Origin of the sequence: Pseudomonas sp. BR20 (assembly GCF_050780135.1) — a bacterium.
Classification (GTDB): domain Bacteria; phylum Pseudomonadota; class Gammaproteobacteria; order Pseudomonadales; family Pseudomonadaceae; genus Aquipseudomonas.
Genome location: NZ_CP172012.1, coordinates 3,375,795 through 3,396,607 on the forward strand (window position 1 = coordinate 3,375,795; position 20,813 = coordinate 3,396,607).

Consider the following 20,813-nt stretch of genomic DNA (forward strand, 5'->3'; position numbering starts at 1 on the left):
CTGGTTGTGACACGCTCCAGCAGGTCGGAAAATACTTATCCCGAGGTCAATGGCCTGCCGGATCGCCAAAATGCTGCCAGGAACCAAATACAGGGCGCGTTCGGTGTTGCTGCCACCTGCAGCCCAAGGTCCTCTCATGGCTGCCGGCCGGCTTCAACCACGCGGGGGTTTGATTGCCCACATACTGCAGGGCGCATTGTGCAAGAGGCTTTCGGCGGTGGTGCCCAGCAGCTTGTTCAACCCGGCGTGCCGCACGGTGCCCATGACGATGACGTCGATCTGATGGTCATGCGCAAAGTTGCAGATATTCCACAGCGGCACCCCTTCGATAAAATGCCGTTGTTCGACGGCAATCCCCTGGCGCTCCGCCAAACCGGCGAATGCCTCATGCTGCGCTTCGTTCAGCGCCTCGTAGAGCCCGGAAACCAGGGGTACAGCGCCATACCCCATGTCTTTGGCATACACCGCCGCCCAGTCGTACACATGCAGTAGTTCCAGTTGTGCATTGCACTGGGAGGCCAGCTTGGTTGCGGCCTCGACAATCTGGTCATTGAACACCAGGTCCTGCTCCTCGCTGCGCAACACATCGACGATCGCCAACACCTTGCGCGGCAGCGGATGCCGTGCCTCGGTCACCAGGTGCACCGGCACAGGGCAATCGCGCAGCAACTGCCAGTCCAGGGGCGTGAAGAACACCCGTTTCAACGCCGGTACGTCCTCGGCATCCTTGATAATCAGGGCCAGCGACATCTCGTTGACGAAATGCAGGATTTCCTCAAAGGGGTGATGTACCCACACTACCTCGCTGGTGACCGCCAGCCCGTGCTTGCTCATCGAGTCGGCCTGTGCGGTGAGCCAGTGTCGATGGGTGTCCAGGTACCCTTCCCGCGCGCGATCGATCTGGTCCGGCGCGAACAGGCCGGCGATGGCCAGGGCCTGCAAATAATTAAACGCGACGATGTGCAGCGGCAGTTGCATCGCGTGTGCCAACGCAGCGGCACGCTCAAACGCCGGCGTGCGGGTCATGGTGGAAGGGGCAATCAACAGTAAACGCGGAGTCTGCAACATGGGGCACCTCGGCACGTGGCCATCTCAATCCGTGAATGGGCCTCCAGATTGAGCCGTGCACAGCGGCGGCTAGTTGATCTTTATCAGCTTGAGCCAACAAAAGTTGATTTTCGTCAACAGCCCACCGGAGCCTTGCGCCCAGCCTGAATCAAGGTTTACAGCCTCACCAGCGCCGGCGGAGGGAACATGATCGAATATGAGCAGCACCTGTTATATCCCGGGGTTGGTCAGAACGTCGAGCAACTGCTGGAGCGGGCGGACAATGCGATGTACCAGGCCAAACGACTCGGCGGCGGTACCTGCCGTTTCAGTTTGCTCAACCGACCTGCCGATTGAACGAGGGTCACCTCGCACCATGGCCTGGGGTATGTGTTACACGCATACCCCATGCTCAAACGTCATAATCCTCTTTTTTGCGGCGTGTTAATCTGCTGCGACTATGAATAGGCATTGATCGTCAGTCGACAATGGCCCCAACCAGGAAAGATCATGCCAAAAAAGTCCCACTCAGCCCTGCGCCGCAACTTCCGTGAACTGCTTGCAACGCCTGTGTGCGTTGAAACCGCCTCCGTATTCGACCCAATGTCTGCACGTATCGCCGCTGACCTGGGTTTCGAGGTGGGCATCCTGGGCGGTTCCGTCGCCTCGCTGCAGGTTCTGGCTGCGCCCGATTTTGCGTTGATCACGCTGAGTGAGTTCGTCGAACAGGCAACAAGGATTGGCCGCGTCGCCCAGTTGCCTTTCATCGCAGACGCCGACCACGGCTACGGCAACGCCCTTAACGTGATGCGTACCGTCGAAGAACTCGAACGCGCCGGCGTCGCCGCGCTCACCATCGAAGACACGCTGCTGCCCGCGCAATTCGGGCGTAAATCCACCGACCTGATCTCCATCGAGGAAGGTATCGGCAAGGTCCGCGCCGCCCTGGAGGCCCGTGTAGATCCGGAACTGGCGATCATCGCCCGCACCAACGCCGGTGTGTTGCCGACCGAAGCGGTTATCGAACGCACCCTGGCCTATCAGCAGGCCGGCGCCGATGGGATTTGCATGGTCGGCGTCAGCGACTTCGAGCATCTGGAACAGATCGCCGAAAACCTCACGGTACCGCTGATGCTGGTGACCTACGGCAACCCCAAGCTCCATGACGCCCAACGCCTGGCCAGCCTCGGCGTGCGCGTGGTAGTTGCCGGCCATGGCGCATATTTTGCGGCGATCAAGGCCACCTACGACAGCCTGCGTGCCCAGCGCCAGTTGACCCACAGCACATCGAACCTCAGCGCTACCGAACTGACCCATACCTACACGCTGCCAGAGAGCTACGTGGCTTGGGCTGAAGAGTTCATGGATGTAAAAGAGTAGCGTCATCAGCGGTGAATCCCTCCTCCCGCCCCTGGATTCACCGCTCGCTCCGCCCTTGTAAGCGTTCAACTACGCCGCTGACTGAAACACCGCCCACGAAAAAAATCCGCCGCACTATCTGCGGCGGCAACCAAAGGATTTTGTCGAAGCAGAGCGGCTAAGACAGACCCCACGCTACTCCCCTGCCCGATTAAAAATCGTGAAGCTTTATTAATCGAGTTTCATCCCCAGCAGGGCTGCAGGCCGCGCAAACTCTGCCTGGAGTCAGCTTCGACAAACCCGCCGAAGACAATAAGAAACCGTAACGCCTCACTTTAAAACTCTGCCCATCCAAGCGTGCACGCCTGCCAAACAGTGCGGCGTTTCTGTGCGCATTCATTATTCCGGGGAAGTTAATAACATGATTAAACAGTGGCGCCTGTTGGCGTTGGCGGTGTGCGCCAGTATCAGCCCCGTGGCGTTTGCCGAGTCCGTCACGGACCAGGCCGACTCCAAGGGTTTTATCGACGGCAGCAGCGTCACCGGCTTGTTGCGCAACTATTACTTCGACCGCGATCGTGCGAGCGGCAAGGCGGATAACCGTGACTGGGCCCAAGGCGCCATGCTCAACTACGCCTCGGGCTTCACCCAGGGCACCCTCGGCTTTGGCGTGGATGCCTACGCCTACGGCGCGCTGAAACTCGACGCCACCCACGCGGACGCCGGCACCGGCGACCTGCCGACCGACCGGCACGGCGATCCCGAGAACGCCTACGGTTCCGTCGGTGCCGCGGTGAAGCTCAAAATTTCCAAGACCCAGTTGAAGTTCGGTGACATGCAGCCTACCGCGCCGGTCTTCGCCACCGGCGGCACCCGCCTGCTACCGCAGACCGCCACCGGTTTTGATCTCACCAGCAGCGAAATCAGCGGACTGGACCTGGAAGCCGGGCACTTCACCAGTACCAACAGCGGCATGACCAGCAACCATGACCACGATATCTACGCCACCTACGCCAACGTGGCGGCCAACAGCGCGAGTTTTGTCGGCGGCAAATACACCTTCACCCCATCACTGAGCGCGACGTTGTATGCCGGCGAACTGGAAGACATCTGGCGCCAGTACTACACCAACCTCAACGACGTCATCGCCCTGCCCCATGACCAATCCCTGACCCTGGACGGCAACCTGTACCGCACCCTCGACACCGGCAGCGCCAAGGCCGGCGCGATCAACAACACCACCTACTCGGTGGCAGCGGCCTATTCGTTCCTGCAGGCGCACACGCTGACGCTGTCGTTCCAGAAGGTGCATGGCGACACGCCCTTTGACTACATCGGCACCGGTAACAACGGCGCGGGAGAAGGCGGCGATTCGGTGTTCCTGGCTAACTCGGTACAGTGGGGCGACTTCAACGGCCCGGGCGAGCAGTCGTGGGGGATTCGTTATGACTTGAACATGGCCAGCTATGGCGTGCCGGGGTTGAGTTTCATGAGCCGTTATATCAACGGTTCGGACATCAACGGCACCCACACCCCGGTCAACAGCGCCTATGCCGGCGATTACGGTGCCGACGGCGCCCACCACGAGACGGACGTGGAGGCCAAGTACGTGATCCAGAGTGGCTTGGCGAAAAACCTGTCGTTGCGCGTGCGTGATGCCATCGTGTCGTCCAACGCCGACCAGCGCGATGGCGACTTGAATGAGCTGCGGGTGATCGTCGACTACCCGTTCACCTTGCTGTAAGGAGGCCGTGTGGAGAGGGAGTTGCTCCCTCTCCGCACCTAAAACGCGATCAGCCCACCCAGCCGACGGCCGTCTTGGGAATGACATCCGACTCATCGAGTTTCGACGCAAACATACTCACGGCCTGCACTGCGTCACTGGTGCTGGTGCGAATCTGCAGGATCACCGAACCCGCCTGGTCGGCCAGGTTCACGCCGCGTTGCGCGCCCTCCTGGGTGGAGCTCATGCTGGCCACCGCGTCGCGGGTTTCCGACAGGATCATGCCAATCATCTCGGCGATTTCCGCGGTAGAGCGGCTGGTACGTCCCGCCAACTGCCTGACCTCATCGGCCACCACGGCAAAACCACGCCCTTGGTCGCCCGCACGGGCAGCCTCGATGGCCGCGTTGAGGGCCAACAGGTTGGTCTGGTCGGCGATGCCTCGAATGGTATTGACGATCGCGGTAATTTGCTCGGAGCGCTCACCCAATTGCCCGACCAGACGCGCCGATGCGCCGATGTTCTCGGCGATCCGGCGCATTTCGGCGGCGGTTTCATGAATTACCTGGGTGCCATGTTCGGCAAACCGCTCGGTCTCGGAGGAAATATGGTAGGCCCGGGAGGCACCGCGTGAGTCTTCCTCGAACTTCTCCACGCGTTCAGTGATGTCACTGGCAAACTTGACGATCTTGATCAGCGTGCCCTCGCCGTCATAGACCGGGTTATAACTGGCCTCCAGCCACGCGACACGGCCATGCTTGCCGAGACGCTTGAATTGCCCGGTGAAAAACTCACCGTTGTTCAAGCGTCGCCAGAAGTCGGTGTACTCGTTGCTGTTGATCAGGCTGGGCTCGCAAAACAGGCGATGGTGCTTGCCTTTGATTTCGGCCAGCGTGTAACCCATGACGTGCAGAAAGTTTTCGTTGGCGTCCAGTACCTGACCGTTCAGGTCGAACTCGATCACTGCCATCGCCCGGTCCACTGCGGCCAGTTTGCTGCGGGTCGCGGCCTCCTGTTCGACTTTGGTGGTGACATCCAGGGCGTACTTGACGACTTTCAGCACTTGGCCACGTTCATCCAGCACCGGGTTGTAGCTGGCCTCCAGCCAGATGGTCTTGCCGTGGGCATCCACCCGCTTGAAGGTGCCCGACACAAACTTACCGGCCTTAAGCTCACCCCAGAACTGGCTGTAGGCCGGGCTGTTGGTCAGCGCCGGCAAGCAAAAGTCCCGGTGGGATTTGCTCGCCAGTTGGTCGCGGGTATAACCCAGGGTCTTCAGGAAGTTGTCGTTGGCGCGCAGTACCTTGCCGTTGAGGTCGAATTCGACCACGGCCATGGAGCGTTCCAGGGCGCTGATCAGTCCTTTGTACTCGGTGACTTCGGCCGTCCTGGCCGCCAGTTCGGTTTTGAGTGTTGTATTGAACATGACGCGCCCTCAGTCGTGCGGAAAATCTATCTCTAACATCGCTATCGGCCGCGGAATACGGGACTTTACGTGGTTTGGTTGTTTATTTTTTGACGTCAAGATGTTGTGCGAAACATGGGGATTCCCGGTGTTTCGGGGGGGCCTCTCATTTGCCCCTGTTGCTATTTTCAAGGACCATGGCGCCTTCCTGTTCCAGCCGACAAGAGGCGCACCGATGACCAACCACGACCTGTCCTACACCCCCGACCCGGATGCAGACTCGATTTCCTCCGATGTCGTCGGCTTCAACGGCATCCTGGTCTCCACCCAGATCCCGACCCGCGCCGACGGCAGCCTGGAACTGGGCGATATCACCCTGCAAAGCGAATGCACGCTGCAAGCGCTGAAAGTGGCGTTGGAAAAAGCCGGCAGCTCCATGGACCGGGTCATGCACCTGACCATTTATCTGACCGATATGGCCGACCGAGCCGCCTTCAATGAGGTCTACAAACGCTTCTTCGCCAAGCCCTGGCCCGTGCGCGCGGCGGTTGGCGTGGCAGCACTGGCGGTAGACGGCATGCGCGTGGAAGTCACCGCGATGGCCGCCAAGGCCTGAGTTGATGCCGGTCAGGCAATTCACGGCTACAATGCCCGCCTCAACCGTGACAAGCCTGACTAAAAAAACTATGTCCTTGCCCAAGCATCACCTGGAATTGCTCAGCCCTGCCCGCGATGTCGCCATCGCGCGCGAGGCCATCCTGCATGGCGCCGACGCCATCTACATTGGCGGCCCGAGCTTCGGCGCGCGCCATAACGCGTGCAACGAGGTGAGCGATATCGCTCAACTGGTGGAATTCGCCCGCCGTTACCACGCCCGCGTCTTCACGACCCTCAACACCATCCTGCATGACAATGAGCTGGAACCCGCACGCAAGCTGATCCATCAGCTCTACGACGCCGGTGTCGACGCGCTGATCGTGCAGGACCTGGGCGTGATGGAGCTGGATATTCCGCCCATCGAGCTGCACGCCAGTACCCAGACCGATATTCGTACCCTGGGCCGCGCCAAGTTCCTCGACCAGGCCGGTTTCTCGCAGTTGGTCCTGGCCCGTGAGCTGAACCTGCAGGAAATCAGCGCCATCGCCGGCGAAACCGATGCCGCCATCGAGTTCTTTATCCACGGCGCCCTGTGCGTAGCGTTCTCCGGGCAGTGCAATATCTCCCACGCGCAAAATGGCCGCAGCGCCAACCGTGGCGACTGCTCCCAGGCCTGCCGCCTGCCCTACACCTTGAAAGACGACCAGGGCCGTGTCGTGGCCTTTGAAAAACACCTGCTGTCGATGAAAGACAACAACCAGAGCGCCAACCTGCGCGCCCTGGTCGAAGCCGGCGTGCGTTCGTTCAAGATCGAGGGCCGCTACAAGGACATGGGCTATGTGAAGAACATCACGGCCTATTATCGCCAGCGTCTTGACGAGATCCTCGAAGACCGTCCGGACCTGGCCCGCGCGTCCAGCGGCCGTACCGCGCACTTCTTCCTGCCCGACCCGGAAAAAACCTTCCACCGTGGCAGCACCGACTACTTTGTCAGTGACCGCAAGATCGACATCGGCGCCTTCGATACCCCGACCTTCACCGGCCTGCCGGTGGGTGTGGTGGAAAAAGCCGGTAAGCGTGACCTGCAAGTGATCACCCATGAGCCGCTGTCCAACGGCGACGGCCTCAATGTGCTGGTCAAGCGCGAAGTGGTGGGTTTCCGCGCCAACATCGCCGAGCCCAAGGGCGAGTTCGAGGAAGACGGCGAGAAGCGCTACCGCTACCGCGTCGAGCCGAATGAGATGCCGGCCGGCCTGCATCAGTTGCGCCCCAACCACCCGCTGAACCGCAACCTCGACCACAACTGGCAGCAGGCGTTGCTCAAGACCTCGGCCGAACGCCGTATCGGCCTGTCATGGGTCGCACGTTTGCGTGAAGAGCAGTTGGAAGTCACCGCCACCAGCGAAGAAGGCATCCACGCCAGCGTTACCCTGCCCGGCCCGTTTGGCGTGGCCAACAAGCCGGAACAGGCGCTGGACACCCTGCGCGACCTGCTTGGCCAGCTCGGTACCACCGAGTATCACGCTACCCGTATCGAACTGGATGCACCGCAGGCGTTCTTCATTCCCAACTCACAGCTCAAGGCCTTGCGCCGCGAAGTGATCGAAGCGTTGACCGCCGCCCGTGTTGCCGCACACCCACGTGGCGGGCGCAAGGCCGAGACAACGCCGCCGCCGGTGTACCCGGAAGCGCACCTGTCGTTCCTGGCCAACGTCTACAACCAGAAAGCCCGCGACTTCTATCACCGTCACGGCGTGAAGCTGATCGACGCGGCCTTTGAAGCCCATGAAGAAACCGGCGAAGTGCCGGTGATGATCACCAAGCACTGCCTGCGTTTCTCGTTCAACCTGTGCCCTAAACAGGCCAAAGGTGTCACGGGCGTGAAAACCAAGGTTGCGCCGATGCAGTTGATTCATGGCGACGAAGTGCTGACTCTGAAGTTCGACTGCAAACCCTGCGAGATGCATGTGGTAGGCAAAATCAAGGGGCATATCCTTGGGCTGCCGCAACCGGGCAGTGTCGTGGAGCATTTCAACCCGGAAAATCTCATCTATCAGGGCACGCACTGACCCTGTGGGAGCGGGGCCACCACCAGCCCCGCTGTAACCCCGCCGCTGCCAGCAGAATTGCCGCCACCCCCAGCCATTGCAGCCAGCCCAGGCGATGCCCGAAGGCAATCCAATCGACGAAGATCGCCGCAATCGGGTAGATAAACGACAGTGCGCCGGTGATGGCGGTGGGCAGTTTCTGGATCGCGCCATACAGCAACACATACATCAAACCGGTGTGTACCACGCCGAGCGTCGCCAGTGCCGCCCAGGCGTTGGTGGTGACCGGCAAGCTATGCCAAGGCACCAGCGGCGCCAGTAGTAGTGCGCCCGTCGTCACCTGGATCAACGCCATCAAATGCGGCGGTACGTCCTTCAAACGCTTGATGATCAGTGCGGCAATCGCGTACAGCAATGCCGCGCCCAGCGCCAAGGCGATGCCCGTCAGGTAATCGTCGCCGGTTGGCTGATTACCATGGGCGGTGACAATCGCCAGCATTCCCAGGAACGCCACGCTCAACCACGCCAGTTTCTGCACGGTGATCTTTTCCCCGAGGAACAGCGCCGCGAGCATCACCAACATGAACGGCTGCACGTTGTATACCGCGGTGCTGATGGCGATCGATGCACGTGAGTAGGATTCGAACAGCAGCAACCAATTGCCGACAATCGCCACGCCACTGAGCATCGCCAGGCCGAGCTTGGTCCAACTGAGCAGGTCCAGCCGCAGGTAACCCAGCAGCGCGCACACCAGCAATAAGGTCAGCCCACCGATTACGCAGCGCCAGAACACCACTTCGATCACCGACACGCCAGACACCAGCACAAACCAGCCGATGGTGCCCGAGATCAGCATGGCGGCGATCATTTCCCACGAACCGCGACGGATGGATGAATCCATGATTGATGCTCCTCAAGTGAGGCTCAATTATGGCAATCTGCTTGTGAGCGACTCCAGCGACTAAAAAAGGCAAAACCCCGAACACACCTTTTCTTATTAGGCGAACACCATGATCGACACCATCGACCAGCAACTCATCGCCGCCTTGATGGATGACTCGCGGTTGTCCCTCAAGGCCCTGGCGGGCATCACCGGGCTGTCCTCGCCCAGCGTCGGCGAACGCCTGCGCCGCCTGGAAGAACGCGGCGTGCTGACCCACTACACCGTCGACATCGACCCCAAGCACTTCGGCTACCTGCTGCAAGCCATCGTGCGCATCCGCCCCCTGCCGGGCAAATTGCAAGAGGTGGAGCGCCAGATCCAGGCGATCCCGGAGTTCACCGAATGCGACAAGGTCACCGGCGAAGACTGCTTCATCGCGCGCCTGCACGTGCGCACCATGGACCATCTCGACAGCCTGCTGGATCGGATCAACGCCTATGCCGAAACCAACACCGCCATCGTCAAGAAAACCCCGGTAAAGCGGCGTTTGCCGCCGTTGACCAACGACTGAACCGTAACAAACCGATTCCTGGGACGAGCGCGCTTGTTGTGGCGAGCCTGCCCATCAGAACAGGCCCGCTTGCCACAGAAGCCTAGTCGTGAAGGGCCTTTGCGGCAGGCAGCAGACTTTGAAACTTGCGATAACGCGCCTCCAACACTGGCTGCTGCGTCAGGTCAGGCTGGTACCGGGCCTTGACCGGCATCCCCGCCGCCAGCAACTGCGCACCCTGCCCCATCGCCACAAACCCCAGCTTCGCCGCGCCAATGCATGCGCTCAATTCACTGCCCTGCAAGGTGAAGATTTCCCGCTGAAGGATATTCGCCAGCAACTGGGCCCAGTACTCACTGCGCGCACCGCCACCCACCAGAGCAAAAGCGGTAACGTCGGCGCCGGTCGATTGCACCGCGCGCAATGCATCGAGCAAACCGAAACCCACCCCTTCCATCACCGCGTAACCGAGCATCGCCGGTGTGCAGTCGTGGCCCAGGTTCATGAAGCCGCCACGCAGCAACGGATCGTTGTGGGGTGTGCGCTCGCCGGCCAGGTATGGCAGAAACAGCGGCGTCCCCGAAGGCACGCACTGCTCGATCGGCAATTGCGCCTGCACCTGCTCCAGCAACGTTTGTTCATCCGCCATGCCCGTCAGCCGGGTGACCCAGCGCAAACAACTGGCGCCGGCGAGCATGGCGCCCATGGTGTACCAGCGGTTGGGCAGAGCATGGCAGAAGCTGTGTACCGCACTGGCCGGGTTACCCGCCGCATGGTCGGTGATGGCGACGATGGCAGCGCTGGTCCCCAGGGTGATGAACCCATCACCGGCGTTGACCGCGCCGATGCCGACCGCTGCCACAGGGTTGTCCCCGCCACCGCCGGCAATTACCACGTCAGCTGATAAGCCCAGTCCCGTGGCCGTCAACAAAGCGCTCGCCACACCACCTTCCACCAGCCTGGGCAATTGCTCAGGTGTAAGGCCGGTGGCGCGAACCATCGGGGTAAACCATTCCCGCCGCGCCACATCCAGCCACAACGTACCCGCCGCGTCGGACATCTCGCTGATGCGCTCGCCACTCAAACGCAAACGCAGGTAATCCTTGGGCGACAGCACGCAATCAATCGCCTGGAACACCTCGGGTTCATGCTGTTGCAACCACAGCAGTTTCGGCGCGGTCAGCCCGGCCATGGGCAGGCTGCCGGTGACGTCGGCGAAGCCGGGACCCAGTTGTTCGGCTTCGGCCACCGCACGAGAGTCGTCCCAGAGGATCGCCGGGTACAACACGCGGTTGTCCGCGCCCAGCAGCACCGCGCCGTGCATCTGCCCCGACAGGCCGATACAGGCCACGCGGGTAAACGCCTCGTGTCTGCGCAGTTGCGCCAACGCCTGCAAGCAGGCTTGCCACCAGTCTTCCGGTGCCTGTTCAGACCAGCCGCTGTGCCGGCGCGACACGCTCAAGCGCACGCCGGCATGGGCCAGCACCGCGCCCGTGGCGTCCATCAGGATGGCTTTGAGTTCCGACGTGCCCAGGTCAATGCCCAGGGAAACAGGACTGTTCATGCGTGTGTTATTCCAATCAATGACAGCCACAGGAGTTACGTAACTGCAGGGTCGGCGCGAGGCGCACGCTCTGGGGCGCTGCGTCAGGCGACGCCATGCGTTGCAGCAACAGGTCGACCGCGCGGGCGCCGAGGGCCTTGACCGGCTGTGCGATCAGGCTCAGGCGCGGCACGAAAAAATCCGCCCAGTCAAAATCATCAAAGCCCACCAGGGCCATTTGTCTCGGCACGTCGAGCTGCGCGTCACGCAAGGCGTGCATCGCGCCGAGGGTCATCAGGTTATTGCCGGCCATGATCGCCGTGGGCGGCGAAGCCAGGCCCAGCAACTGCACCGTGGCCTGGCGCGCAGGCTCGGTGTTGGAGCCGCCGTTAACCAGCAACTGCGGATCGAAGGCCAGCCCCGCCGCGTGCAACGCCGCGCGGTAACCCGCTACCCGCTCATCCGTAGTACTGAACCCCGTGCGCCCGGCGATAAAACCGATGCGACGGTGCCCGTGCCCGATCAGGTGTTCAATCAGGCCCTGGGTGGCCTGGGCATTCTCCACCCCGACCTGATCAAACTGCTCGCTCATCATCCGGTCCACCAGCACCGCCGGAATCTCGTTGGCGCGCATATACTCCAGGGCCATCGAACCGTTCGACGGCGCCAGCACAATGCCGTCGACCCGCCGATGATGCAGCGCCGTGACCACCCGCAGCTCCTGCTCCGGGTCGTCGTGGGTGTCGACAAACAGCATCATGTAGCCGTGCTTGGCGCACTCGGTTTCAATCGCGTGCACCGTCTCGCTGAAGTAATGGTTGGACAGCGCCGAGATCGCCACGCCTATCGTGTTGGTACTCGACCGCGCCAGCGAGCGCGCCAGGGTGTTGGGGATATACCCCAGTTCCTGGATCGCCCGCCGCACCGCCAGCACCGTGGCCGGGCTGACTTTGCGGGTGCCGTTCAACACGTGTGACACGGTCGACGTCGACACCCCCGCCCTGCTTGCCACGTCATCCATGGTCACCACGACGCTGTTCCTCTCACGCTATCAATGTTTGCTCGACCAGCCGCTGTACGTACCGACGTTGTCGCGGGTGATCAGTTTTGGCGTGAGCAGGGTCACCGCTTCGGCCGGGGCCTTGTCGTTGAGCAGGTCATTGCCGACATTCACCGCCGTCTGCGCCATGGCCCACGGGTCCTGGCTGGCAGACGCCTGGATCTGGGTGTCGGTCTTCAGCGCGTTCTCGATATCCGGCGCGCCGTCCACCGAGGTGATGATGATCCCGCTGCGCTTGAGCTGCTTGGCCGCCAGGTCGCTGCCGATGGCTTGCGGGTCGTTGATCGCAAACAGGCCGTCGATTTTCGGGAAGCGCGTGAGATAGCCCTGCATCACGTTCAGACCGCCTTCGCGGGAGCCTTTGCCGTCCTGGTCGTCGGACAGCACCTTGATGTCCGGCGCGCCGGCAAATGCGGCTTTACAGCCTTTGACGCGGTCGGTCACGGCGGTGACTTGCGGGCCGTTCTGGATAATCACGTTGCCCTTACCGGAAAGCTTGTCCACCAGGTATTGGCAGGCCAGCTTGCCGGCTTCAACGTTGTCGGTCTGCACGGTGGCATTCACGCCCTTGGCGTCCACATCCACCGCCACCACGACGATGCCGGCATCGCGGGCTTTCTTAATCGCCGAGGCCATGGCCGAAGGGTCGACGGCGTTGATCAGGATCAGGTCGACCTTGGACGAGATAAAGTTGTCGATCTGCGAGAACTGCTTGCTCAAGTCGTAGTCGGCCGACACCGAGGTGACCTTGACGTTGGGGTTCAGCTCCTTGGCCCGGGCCGTGGCGCCATCGGCCAGGGTCACGAAATACGGGTTGCCGAGCGAGCCCATGCTGATACCCAGGGCCTTGAGTTCGCGGGCCTCTACAGCTTGGGACATCAGGGCAGCCAAGGCGACGACGGGAAAGATGCGTTTAAGGTTCATGCGGGTCTCTCTTGTGATTGTTATGGGAGTGAAATCAGGTCCGCGCACCGGACTGGCGATAGCGATCCAGCGCGACCGCGCCGATGATCACGATGCCCTTGATGATGTATTGCCAGATGTCCGACACCCCCAGCAGCACCAGGCCGTTGGTGAGCACCGCGATGATCAGCGCGCCGATCAGCGTGCCGCCGATGGTGCCGACGCCACCGGTAAAACTGGTACCGCCGAGGATCACCGCGGCAATCGCATCCAGCTCGTAGGATTGCCCCAGTTGCAGGCCGTTGGCGGCGAACAGGCGCGAGGCGCTCATCACCGCACCCAGCCCGGCCAAGGCGCCCGACATGGCGTAGACGAACAGCAGCACCTTCCACACCTTGATCCCGGAGAGTCGCGCCGCTTCGGGGTTGCCGCCCACCGAATAGATCTGCACGCCCATCACCGTGCGGCGCAGGATGAACCACGACAGCGCCACCACCGCCACGGCGATCACCACCAGCCAGGGCACGCCGAGGATCGAGTCGTTGCCGATAAAGGCAAACGGCAGGTCGGGGTTGAACACGGTCTTGTCATCGGCCAGCAAGCGCGCCAGGCCACGCATGGCGGTGAGTGCGCCAAGGGTGACGATAAACGGCGGCAGGCGCATGAACGCAATCAACCCACCGTTGACCAGGCCCAGCAACAGGCCGAAGCCGATACCGGCCGCAATCCCGAACATGCCGAACTGCGGCGACATTGACGCCTGCAACGCCACCACGGCCGACGCCGCCAGGATCGCCCCCACCGACAGGTCGATACCCGCCGTGAGGATCACAAAGGTCATGCCCGCCGCCAGCACCACATTGACCGAAGCCTGTTGGGTGATGATCGACAGGTTCTGCATCGTCAGGAAGTTCTCGCTGGCCAGGGCGAAGCCCACCAGCAGCAAAATCAGCACCGGCAACATACCGACCGTGCGCATCAGTTCGCGGGCACGTTCTGCCTTGCCTGTTGTAGCAATCATTGAATCAGCCATGGGCAACCACCTGATCGCCACCGGTGGCGAGGTCAATAATACGTTCCTGGGAGATGGCGTGACCGGAGGCCCCGCCGACTTCGGCCACCAACTGGCCTTCGCGCATGATCAACACCCGGTCGCAGGTGCCGATGATTTCCGGCAGCTCGCTGGAAATCACCACGATGCCCACGCCGGCCTGCGCCAGTTGATTGATGATGCGATAGATCTCGGATTTGGAGCCGATGTCCACGCCGCGTGTGGGTTCGTCGAGGATCAGCACGTGCGGCTTGACCTCCAGCAGCCGCGCCAGCAGGACCTTCTGCTGGTTGCCGCCGGACAACGCGCCGACATTGACCTTGCCCGACGCTACGCGAATCGACAGTGACTTGATGGCTTCATTGGCACGTTTCAAGCCATGGCCACGGTCGAGTACACCACCGGCGCGGGCATCCGGCACACAGGCGCAGACGTTGATGTTGTCGGCCACGCTCATGTCCAGGAACAGGCCCTGGGCCTTGCGGTCTTCGGTGAGGTACACCACGCCGGCACGAATCGCATCCGCCGGGTTGCGCAGTTGCGTCACGGTCTTGCCCAACACTTCCAGGGTGCCGCTGGTGCGCGGGTCGGCGGCGAAGATCAGCCGCGCCAACTCGGTGCGCCCTGCCCCGACCAGCCCGGCGATCCCCAGCACTTCACCGGCATGCAGGTCGAAACTGCAGTTACGCACGCGCTTGCCATCGGCCATGTTACGCACGCGCATCACCACCGCACCGGGGTCGTAGGCGGCATGTTCCTTCTTGTAGAAACCGGACAGGTCGCGGCCGACCATCATCTTCACGAGGACTTCGGCCGACAGCGCGTCGCGGCTCAGTTCGCCGATGTATTGGCCGTCGCGCAGCACCGAGACACGGTCCGACAGTTCATATATCTCGGCCATGCGATGACTGATGTAGATGATCGCCAGGCCCTGGCTGCGCAGCTGCTTGATCAGCGCAAACAGGCGGTCGGTCTCGCGGGACGATAACGGCGTGGTCGGTTCGTCCATCACCAGGATCCTGGCGTGGGCGTGCAAGGCACGGGCAATTTCCACCAGTTGGCGCTCGGCAATCGACAGGCTGCTGACCTTGGTTGCCGGGGTGAATTCGGCGCCCAGGCGCTGCAGCACTTCCACGCAACCGTCCTGCATGCCCTTACGGTCGATGGTCCAGCCACGGCGCAACTCACGGCCCAGGTAGATGTTCTCGGCCACGCTCAGGTTCGGGCACAGGCTCAGTTCCTGGTAGATCACGGCGATGCCGAGGGCTTTGGCGGTGGCAGGGTTGAACGTGGGGACGGCTTGACCGTCGATGCGGATTTCGCCGCCGGGATCGGCCTGGTAGGCGCCGGAGAGGATTTTCATCAGGGTCGATTTGCCGGCGCCGTTCTCCCCCATCAAGGCGTGGATTTCGCCGGGGTAGACCTTCAGGCCGACATTCTTGAGCACGCGCAAACCGTTGAAGGTTTTGCTGATGCCCTGCATCTCAAGCAAGGGTTCAAGGCTCATCAATGAGCTCCTGGTTTTATTATTTTTGTCGTTCAGCCCTCTTTGATCAGAGCCGATTGCCACCGACTCTAATCAGATACATTTACTTACGCAAGCGCTTGCGTAAGCCATTTGTCGCTAGAAGAAACGTTTCATCAAACGCATAAAGTGTGATTTTTGCATTTCTAACGTTTTGGCAGCATGCGCACCAGGGTGTTGTCGCGCACCCAGTAATGGTGGAACAACCCGGCGGCAGCATGCAGGCCGATCAACCAATAGCCGGCGCTGCCCAGCCATTCATGCCAGTGCTTGAATTGCTTGGCCTGGTCGGGGTCCACTGCCACCAGCGATGGCAAGGCAAACTCGAAATACGGCACGGGCTTGCCTGCGGCGCTGAGCATCAGCCAGGCCAGCAGCGGCGTCACGATCATCAAGCCATACAGTGCCAGGTGCATCAGGTGCGCCACGGCAGTCTGCCAGGCCGGTGGACGCGGCAGGATCGCCGGGCGCGGCGCCAGGCGTCCCAGCAGGCGCAGCCAGACCAGTACGAAAATCCCGATGCCGAACAGCGCGTGACTGCCCAGAAGCACGCCCTTCAATGCATGGCCGCGAGGCAGCAGACCTTTGATTTCAATGCAGGCGTACACGCCGACAAACAGCGCCAGCATCAGCCAGTGCAGGGTCATCGACAGCTTCGTGTAGCGCTGTGTCACCAGATGTTCAGTCATGGGAAGAGCCTTGTGCAGGTGGTGGCCGCAAGCGGTCGTGGAAAGACCGCGCCACGCTGCCCGCGAAGTCTTAAGGCAGTCTGAAGATCGCGAAATATATCCTTTTGCCACCTTCAGACTTCGTTAAGAAATGCCTCCGATACTCCTCCCAACTTCACTGGGGAGGCGTAATGCCAATGCCCGATATCGATTGGAACATTTCCTTGCCGCTGCTGTTCGGCCATGCCGACAGTGCACCGATGCGCCTGTCCCGCGCCCTGCCCCAAGACCCGCAGCGGCCTGCCTTCGAGGCGTTTATCCAACAACGTTTTCGCCTTGCCCACGGCGCCGATATTCGGCACTTCATGCCGCAGTTGTTTGGCGTCAGCCAGGCCAGCGGCGAGCTGTGCGCCGTCGCCGGGGTGCGCCTGGCAAGCGCGGAGCCGTTGTTCCTGGAGCGTTACCTGGACCATCCGATCGACCCGCTGATCAGTGCCGCTGCCGAACAGACCGTGGAGCGCGGCGCCATCGCCGAAGTCGGCAACCTCGCGGCCAGCGACACCGGCAGTGCGCGCCTGAGCATCATCGCGATTACTTGGCTGCTGGCCATGGGCGGCCTGGAGTGGGTGGCGTTCACCGGCAATATCGGCCTGGTCAACAGCTTCCACCGCCTGGGCTTGAAGCCCGTCACCCTGTGCGCGGCCGACCCGCAGCGCCTCGGCGATGAGCGCCATCACTGGGGCAGTTACTACGAAAGCCAACCGTGGGTGCATGTCGGCAATATCCGCGCCGGGTTCATCCATTTGCGCAACATGGGCCTGTTCTCACGCCTGGGGTTGCCAACCACCCTCGAGGACGCCAGCCATGTCGCCTGAAACCCGCCGCTTCCACGCCGTACTGCGCGGCCATGCCGAACGCAACGATGGCGCCATCGCCCTGTGGGGCGACAGCTTGAAAATGGATTACACCCAGATGTTCGCCGAAGTGGCGTATCGACAGGAGCGCCTGCGCGAAGAAGGCGTCAAGGTGGTCGCCCTGGCCCTGGACAATGGCGTCGAGGCCATGCTGTGGGACCTGGCAGTGCTGTTCGAAGGCCTGACCTGCCTGACCTTGCCGCCGTTCTTCAGCCCGGCCCAGCGCGCCCATTGCCTGGAGCAAAGCCACGCCGAACGGGTGATCGCCGAGCCGCATCTGGAGGCTGAATTACTCGCCAACGGCTATCACCCGTGCGGCGAATTCTGGTGCCGCACCTTTGAGGGCTGCCCTTCGATACCCGTCGGCACCGCCAAGGTGACGTTCACCTCCGGCACCACCGGCGCGCCCAAGGGCGTGTGCCTGAGCGCCGACAGCCTGCTGCGGGTGGCCCGCGAGCTGTACCAGGCCAGCCACAGCAGTGACCCACGCCATCACCTGGCGCTGTTGCCCATCGCGATTTTGCTGGAAAACCTCGGTTGCTACGCCGCGCTCTACGCCGGCGCCACCCTCAGCTTGCCCAGCCAGAAGAGCCTGGGCATCCAGGGCGCCAGCGCGGTGGACGCCGCACAATTGCTCGGCTGCCTAGCTACCCGTCAGCCCCACAGTCTGATCCTGGTGCCGCAATTGCTGTTGATGCTGGTGATTGCTGCCGAGCAAAAGGCCTTCAGCCCCCAGGGCCTGCGCTTTGCCGCCGTCGGCGGAGCGCGCGTCTCCAAGGCCTTGCTGCAGCGTGCGCAGCAACTGGGCGTACCGGTGTATGAAGGTTACGGGCTGTCGGAATGCGCCTCGGTGGTATGCCTCAATCGTCCCGGGGCACACCGTCCTGGCAGCGTCGGCCGGCCACTGCCCCACGTGGAAATCCGCCTGGCCGAAGACGATGAAGTGCTGATCAAGGGCTCGACGCTGCTCGGCTACCTGGGCCAGACAGACCAGCCCGAGCAATGGTGGCCCAGCGGCGATCTCGGCGCCTTTGACGAGGACGGTTTTCTCTACCTCAAGGGCCGCAAAAAACATCAGTTCGTCACCAGTTACGGGCGCAACGTCAACCCGGATTGGGTCGAGGCCGAGCTGACCCAGGGCGGTGTCATCGCCCAGGCGTTCGTGTATGGCGAAGCCCTGCCGCAGAACCACGCCCTGCTCTGGCCCCATCGCGCCGACTGCAGCGACGCGCAGCTGGCCCGCGCCGTGGCCGAGGCCAACAGCGGCCTGCCCGACTACGCCCAGGTGCATCGCTGGACGCGCCTGACGCAACCCTTCACCGCCGCCAATGGCTTGCTCACCGCCAATGGCCGGCCACGGCGCGACGCCATCGTCGCCCGTTATCAAACCCAATTTGCCCCAACATTCAACGAGGAAACCTCATCGTGAATTTTTTCGACACGCTGCAAGAAGCCACTCAACAGGAACGCCAGGCGCTGTTCAGCCTGCCGATCATCCGCGACGCCCTGGAGGGCCAGGTCAGCCTGGACAGCTATCGCGCATTCCTGGCCCAGGCCTACTACCACGTGCGGCATACGGTGCCGTTGATGATGGCCTGCGGTGCGCGCCTGCCTTCGCGCCTGGAATGGCTGCGCAAGGCCGTCTGCGAGTACATCGAGGATGAATACGGCCACGAGCAGTGGGTGCTCAATGACATTGCCGCCTGCGGCGGTGATGACGATGCGGTACGTGACGGGCGCCCCGGTTTGCCCATCGAGCTGATGGTCAGTTACCTCTACGACCTGATCGCCCGTGACAACCCGGTCGGCCTGTTCGGCATGGTCAATGTGCTGGAAGGCACCAGCATCGCCCTGGCCACCCACGCGGCCGGCAGCATTCGTGAGCGCTTGCAACTGCCGGCAACGGCGTTCAGCTACCTGAGTTCCCACGGGTCGCTGGACATCGGCCACATGGAAACCTACCGCCGCTTGATGAACAGCCTGGACGACCCCGACGACCAGGCCGCCGTGATTCGCGCCTCCAAGGTGGTGTACGCGCTCTATACCGATATGTTCCGCAGCCTGCCGCGTCTCGGGGAGGCGCCCCATGCGCCTGTCTGAAACGCGCGTGGTGCTGACCGGCGCCAGCGGCGGCATCGGCCTGGCGATTGCCACCGCCCTGTGCGCCAGTGGTGCGCGGGTGCTGGCCGTGGCCCGCCACCGTGCACCGCTGGAGGGGTTGCTTGAGCGCTACCCGGAGCAACTCTGCTGGATCGGTGCCGACCTGACCTTCCTCGCCGACCGCCGTAAGGTGCTGGCCGCCGCCGAAGCCATCGGCGGCATCAACCTGCTGATCAACGCCGCCGGCATCAATCACTTCGCCATGCTGGAGCAACTGGAAGACAGCGACATCAACGGCATGCTGGCGCTGAACATCACCGCGCCGATCTGCCTGACCAAGCTGCTGCTGCCGCTGCTCAAGCAGGCACCGAGCGCCATGGTGGTGAATGTCGGCTCCACCTATGGCTCCATCGGCTATCCCGGCTACGCCACCTACTGCGCCAGCAAGTTTGCCTTGCGCGGCTTTTCCGAAGCGTTGCGTCGGGAACTGGCCGACACCCGCGTCGGCGTGCTGTACGTGGCACCGCGCGCGACCCGTACCTCGATGAACAGCCCGGCGGCGCAGGCCTTGAACGATGCACTCAAATCCAACGTTGATGACCCGCATACCGTGGCATCGGCCGTGATCCAAGCCATTGCCAACCAGCGTCGCGATCTGTACCTGGGCTGGCCGGAGCGTTTCTTTGTGCGCCTCAACAGCCTGCTGCCTAACCTGGTCGACCGGGGTTTGCGTAAACAGCTGCCGCTGGTACGCCGCCTGAGCGACACATTTGAGAATAAGGACCCGAAGCCATGAAACAACTCTTTACCGCGCTGCTGCTCACCGCCCTGAGCCCCTTCACTTGGGCGATGGACGCCGTCGACCAACAACGCCTGAACGACATCCAGACGCGCTGGGCGCACATCCAATACAACCTGCCCGAGGAACAGCGGCCCCAGGCCTTTGAACGACTCGCCACCCAGGCCACGGCCTTCACCCACGACCGTCCCCAAGCCGCCGAGGCGTGGATCTGGTCAGGCATCGTCACCAGCAGTTGGGCCGGCGCCCAGGGCGGGCTCGGCGCGTTAAGCAAGGTCAAGGCGGCCAAGGTCGACCTGGAAAAAGCCCTCGACCTCGACCCCAAGGCCCTGCAAGGCTCGGCCTATACCAGCCTGGCCGCGCTGTACGACCGGGTGCCCGGCTGGCCAATCGGCTTTGGCGATGCCGATAAGGCTGAACTGTTACTCAAACAGGCCTTGCAACTGAACCCTACCGGCATTGATAGTCTGTACTTCTGGGGCGACCACCTGTACCGGCAAAAACGCTATGGCGAAGCCCGTGATGCCTTGCAAAAAGCCCTGCTGGCCGCACCTCGGCCGGGCCGGGAAACCGCCGATACCGGGCGGCGCAAAGAGATCGAAAGCGTGCTGGCCGACATCAACAAAAAACTCAACTGA

The 20,813-nt window shown here is 62.2% G+C and carries 20 protein-coding genes and 1 pseudogene; 11 read left to right on the forward strand and 10 right to left on the reverse strand.

Annotation, left to right across the window (positions count from 1 at the left end; all coding sequences use genetic code 11):
- Positions 1-153: 153 nt before the first annotated feature.
- Positions 154-1,068: a universal stress protein gene (locus ACHPFG_RS15580; RefSeq protein ID WP_431699692.1), complete on the reverse strand. Its 915-nt coding sequence runs from the start codon at positions 1,066-1,068 to the stop codon at positions 154-156.
- Between the two features lie 186 nt (positions 1,069-1,254).
- On the opposite strand from ACHPFG_RS15580, the gene ACHPFG_RS15585 reads away from it, so the two are divergent.
- The 3 genes from ACHPFG_RS15585 to ACHPFG_RS15595 all read left to right on the forward strand — a co-directional run bounded on the left by ACHPFG_RS15585 (position 1,255) and on the right by ACHPFG_RS15595 (position 4,150).
- Entirely contained in the window at positions 1,255-1,404 is a 150-nt protein-coding gene (locus tag ACHPFG_RS15585; RefSeq protein ID WP_431699693.1) for a hypothetical protein, read from the forward strand.
- Between the two features lie 153 nt (positions 1,405-1,557).
- The gene (locus ACHPFG_RS15590; RefSeq protein WP_131696344.1) at positions 1,558-2,427 is read left to right on the forward strand and encodes an isocitrate lyase/PEP mutase family protein; all 870 of its coding nucleotides are present in this window, start codon (positions 1,558-1,560) and stop codon (positions 2,425-2,427) included.
- Between the two features lie 400 nt (positions 2,428-2,827).
- Positions 2,828-4,150, forward strand: a complete 1,323-nt coding sequence (locus tag ACHPFG_RS15595; protein WP_431699694.1) for an OprD family porin — start codon at positions 2,828-2,830, stop codon at positions 4,148-4,150.
- Between the two features lie 49 nt (positions 4,151-4,199).
- Here the strand turns inward: ACHPFG_RS15595 and ACHPFG_RS15600 are convergent, their stop codons facing one another.
- Both ACHPFG_RS15600 and ACHPFG_RS15605 read right to left on the reverse strand, forming a co-directional pair.
- Positions 4,200-4,784: a methyl-accepting chemotaxis protein gene (locus tag ACHPFG_RS15600; RefSeq protein WP_431703480.1), complete on the reverse strand. Its 585-nt coding sequence runs from the start codon at positions 4,782-4,784 to the stop codon at positions 4,200-4,202.
- A 3-nt stretch (positions 4,785-4,787) separates the two neighbouring features.
- A pseudogene (locus tag ACHPFG_RS15605) lies at positions 4,788-5,555 on the reverse strand (PAS domain-containing protein); the annotation flags it as partial.
- Positions 5,556-5,769: 214 nt separating this feature from the next.
- Here ACHPFG_RS15605 and ACHPFG_RS15610 point away from each other — a divergent pair.
- Positions 5,770-6,150, forward strand: a complete 381-nt coding sequence (locus ACHPFG_RS15610) for a RidA family protein (protein ID WP_167655367.1) — start codon at positions 5,770-5,772, stop codon at positions 6,148-6,150.
- Between the two features lie 70 nt (positions 6,151-6,220).
- Positions 6,221-8,200 carry a DUF3656 domain-containing U32 family peptidase gene (locus tag ACHPFG_RS15615; RefSeq protein ID WP_131696347.1) on the forward strand — a complete coding sequence of 660 codons (1,980 nt, stop codon included), beginning with the start codon at positions 6,221-6,223 and terminating at the stop codon, positions 8,198-8,200.
- Here the strand turns inward: ACHPFG_RS15615 and ACHPFG_RS15620 are convergent.
- Positions 8,178-9,080 (reverse strand): DMT family transporter, encoded by a 903-nt coding sequence (locus tag ACHPFG_RS15620; RefSeq protein ID WP_431699695.1) that lies wholly within the window; start codon positions 9,078-9,080, stop codon positions 8,178-8,180. The two genes, ACHPFG_RS15615 and ACHPFG_RS15620, sit on opposite strands and share 23 nt — an antisense overlap.
- A 109-nt stretch (positions 9,081-9,189) precedes the next feature.
- Here ACHPFG_RS15620 and ACHPFG_RS15625 point away from each other — a divergent pair, with 109 nt between their 5' ends.
- Positions 9,190-9,633, forward strand: a complete 444-nt coding sequence (locus tag ACHPFG_RS15625) for an Lrp/AsnC family transcriptional regulator (RefSeq protein WP_053130035.1) — start codon at positions 9,190-9,192, stop codon at positions 9,631-9,633.
- A gap of 82 nt (positions 9,634-9,715) precedes the next feature.
- Here the strand turns inward: ACHPFG_RS15625 and xylB are convergent, their stop codons facing one another.
- The 6 genes from xylB to ACHPFG_RS15655 form a co-directional block, all read right to left on the reverse strand.
- On the reverse strand, positions 9,716-11,176 hold the full coding sequence (xylB, locus tag ACHPFG_RS15630) for a xylulokinase (protein ID WP_431699696.1): 1,461 nt from the start codon (positions 11,174-11,176) through the stop codon (positions 9,716-9,718).
- A gap of 16 nt (positions 11,177-11,192) precedes the next feature.
- Complete coding sequence (locus tag ACHPFG_RS15635; protein ID WP_184742215.1) at positions 11,193-12,185, reverse strand: LacI family DNA-binding transcriptional regulator; 993 nt, start codon at positions 12,183-12,185, stop codon at positions 11,193-11,195.
- A gap of 21 nt (positions 12,186-12,206) precedes the next feature.
- Positions 12,207-13,139, reverse strand: a complete 933-nt coding sequence (locus ACHPFG_RS15640; RefSeq protein WP_431699697.1) for an ABC transporter substrate-binding protein — start codon at positions 13,137-13,139, stop codon at positions 12,207-12,209.
- 34 nt (positions 13,140-13,173) lie between these two features.
- The gene (locus tag ACHPFG_RS15645) at positions 13,174-14,151 is read right to left on the reverse strand and encodes an ABC transporter permease subunit (RefSeq protein ID WP_027605811.1); all 978 of its coding nucleotides are present in this window, start codon (positions 14,149-14,151) and stop codon (positions 13,174-13,176) included.
- Entirely contained in the window at positions 14,144-15,676 is a 1,533-nt protein-coding gene (locus ACHPFG_RS15650) for a sugar ABC transporter ATP-binding protein (protein ID WP_431699698.1), read from the reverse strand. The genes ACHPFG_RS15645 and ACHPFG_RS15650 overlap by 8 nt, the downstream gene beginning before the upstream one ends.
- Before the next feature lie 164 nt (positions 15,677-15,840).
- Positions 15,841-16,383: a cytochrome b gene (locus tag ACHPFG_RS15655; protein ID WP_431699699.1), complete on the reverse strand. Its 543-nt coding sequence runs from the start codon at positions 16,381-16,383 to the stop codon at positions 15,841-15,843.
- 176 nt (positions 16,384-16,559) lie between these two features.
- On the opposite strand from ACHPFG_RS15655, the gene ACHPFG_RS15660 reads away from it, so the two are divergent.
- From ACHPFG_RS15660 to ACHPFG_RS15680, 5 genes are read left to right on the forward strand one after another with little or no spacing between them, the layout of a single operon-like run.
- Entirely contained in the window at positions 16,560-17,237 is a 678-nt protein-coding gene (locus ACHPFG_RS15660; protein ID WP_431699701.1) for a thermostable hemolysin, read from the forward strand.
- A complete protein-coding gene (locus ACHPFG_RS15665; protein WP_431699702.1) occupies positions 17,227-18,705 on the forward strand; it encodes an AMP-binding protein in 1,479 nt (492 codons plus the stop codon). Before ACHPFG_RS15660 ends, ACHPFG_RS15665 begins: the two co-directional genes overlap by 11 nt.
- A complete protein-coding gene (locus ACHPFG_RS15670) occupies positions 18,702-19,376 on the forward strand; it encodes a TenA family transcriptional regulator (RefSeq protein WP_145338112.1) in 675 nt (224 codons plus the stop codon). Before ACHPFG_RS15665 ends, ACHPFG_RS15670 begins: the two co-directional genes overlap by 4 nt.
- The gene (locus tag ACHPFG_RS15675) at positions 19,363-20,172 is read left to right on the forward strand and encodes an SDR family oxidoreductase (RefSeq protein ID WP_431699703.1); all 810 of its coding nucleotides are present in this window, start codon (positions 19,363-19,365) and stop codon (positions 20,170-20,172) included. Before ACHPFG_RS15670 ends, ACHPFG_RS15675 begins: the two co-directional genes overlap by 14 nt.
- Entirely contained in the window at positions 20,169-20,813 is a 645-nt protein-coding gene (locus tag ACHPFG_RS15680) for a tetratricopeptide repeat protein (protein WP_431699705.1), read from the forward strand. The genes ACHPFG_RS15675 and ACHPFG_RS15680 overlap by 4 nt, the downstream gene beginning before the upstream one ends.